Annotated in this window: 2 protein-coding genes; both read left to right on the forward strand. The window is 43.3% G+C overall.

Annotated features, from left to right (window positions below; genetic code table 11):
• Positions 1-9: 9 nt before the first annotated feature.
• Positions 10-981, forward strand: coding sequence for an N-acetylglucosamine kinase (locus tag OSCI_RS10820; protein WP_007354977.1), 972 nt, complete (start codon positions 10-12; stop codon positions 979-981).
• A 123-nt stretch (positions 982-1,104) separates the two neighbouring features.
• Positions 1,105-1,746: a hypothetical protein gene (locus OSCI_RS10825; protein WP_007354978.1), complete on the forward strand. Its 642-nt coding sequence runs from the start codon at positions 1,105-1,107 to the stop codon at positions 1,744-1,746.
• Positions 1,747-1,758 lie beyond the last annotated feature (12 nt).

The following is a 1,758-nucleotide window of genomic DNA, read 5'->3' on the forward strand; positions in this document are numbered from 1 at the left end:
AGCAATGTATTGGGAATCGACGGCGGTGGCACTAAGACTACTTGCGTCTTAATGGACGAAACTGGTAAAATTATTGGACGCGGTGAGGCTGGCCCGTCTAATTATCAAAGTGTAGGAGTTGATACAGCAAAACAATCGATTCAACTAGCCATAAAAAACGCAGTTTTAGCTGCAAAATCAGAGCAAAATTTACCCATAAAAGCAATTTGTTTGGGCTTAGCAGGTGTTGGTCGGCCCCAAGATATCAAAATTGTAGAAGATATTGTAGAAGATTTGGTAACGCAGTTACAATTGTGGAACAACTTACCAATTAAATTTTTATTAAAACCTGAAACTACCTTAATTTGTAATGATAGCCAAATTGCTTTAGTCGGCGGTATTGGCAAACCCATCGGCATCGCTGTGATTGCAGGTACAGGCTCTCATATTTTTGGTCAAAACCATCAGGGAAAAACTAAACGAGTAGGCGGCTGGGGATATATTTTAGGCGATGAGGGTAGCGGTTATGACATAGCAATTCAAGGCTTAAAAGCAGCTTTAAAATCTTTTGACGGGCGCTTAGAATTTACCACTCTCACAGAACAGTTTAAAATTAATCTTAATCTTAAAAACATAGAAGATTTAGTAGAAGTAGTGTATCGGCGTGGGTGGGGAGTTAAAGAAATTGCAGCCTTAGCACCAATTGTAGACAGAGAAGCAGCAGCAGGCGATCGCATAGCATTAAACATTATTGACAACGCCGCCACAGAATTAGCCTTAGCAACACAAGTGGCAATTTCAGCCCTGTTTGACAAAACAGAAGCTTATGAAATTGTTACTATAGGAGGTGCGTGGAAAGGTACGGCAAATTTGCGAGAGAAGTTTGAAGATTCTATAAGTGCGATCGCTCCCTTAGCAACTATAATTTGGCCGCGCCATGAACCGGCCTGTGGTGCAGCGCTGTTAGCAATAAGCGCTCTCAATCGATATAACAGTTCTTAATGGGGTAGGTATTTCTCTTAATTAGCCGTTAACAGTTAACAGTTAACAGTTAATTCAGCAACTAATTTATCAGCCGTGCGTCTTTAATTACTTTAGATTGCTTGTAATAAGGAGACATTTTTCATGTTTACTTCTAATCAATGGCACTCCCGAACAGTGGCGATATTAGCATTAGGTATCCTAGTAGGAGCCGCAGCACCAAATGTTGCACCTGCTCCGGCTACAGCTCAACGCATTTCGCCATATATTGATGCTAGAATTCCCGCAGGGACGACTATCCCAGTTAACTACGAAAAGGATAAAATTATCGTCACTCCCGACGAAACTGCACCTTTAACCCTCACAGTTGCGCGAGATATTAGATCGTCCCAAGGTAGAGTATTGATTCCCGCTGGTAGTGAAATTGTTGGTCAACTACAACCTGCTAGAAGAGGTTCCCAATTTGTTGCTAAAGAACTGCTTTTAGGGCGCAATAAACGCTATCGTATTAACGCCAATTCCAGAGTTGTCACCAGAACCGAAACTGTAGAAAGAGGAGCTAATACAGGTTCTATTGTCAAGGGTGCAGCAATTGGTGCGGCGGCGGCGGCGGCGATTTCAGGGATTACGGGAGACAAAGCGATCGCCACTGAAGAGGTTTTAGGGGGTGCAGGAATTGGCGCGATCGCGGGAGTATTGTTCGGTCGAAAAAAAGTTGATGTCGTCGTCATTCGCCCCGAACAAGACTTAGGATTAACAGTACGCTCTGAGCTCGTTTTGCGGTAAGGGGAGGATGGG

Origin of the sequence: Kamptonema sp. PCC 6506 (genome assembly GCF_000180455.1) — a bacterium.
GTDB lineage: Bacteria > Cyanobacteriota > Cyanobacteriia > Cyanobacteriales > Microcoleaceae > Kamptonema > Kamptonema formosum.

Bases quoted from the DNA above. Each gene is read 5' to 3' on its own strand.
- OSCI_RS10825 (WP_007354978.1), top strand. From the start codon at position 1,105: ATGTTTACTTCTAATCAATGGCACTCCCGAACAGTGGCGATATTAGCA.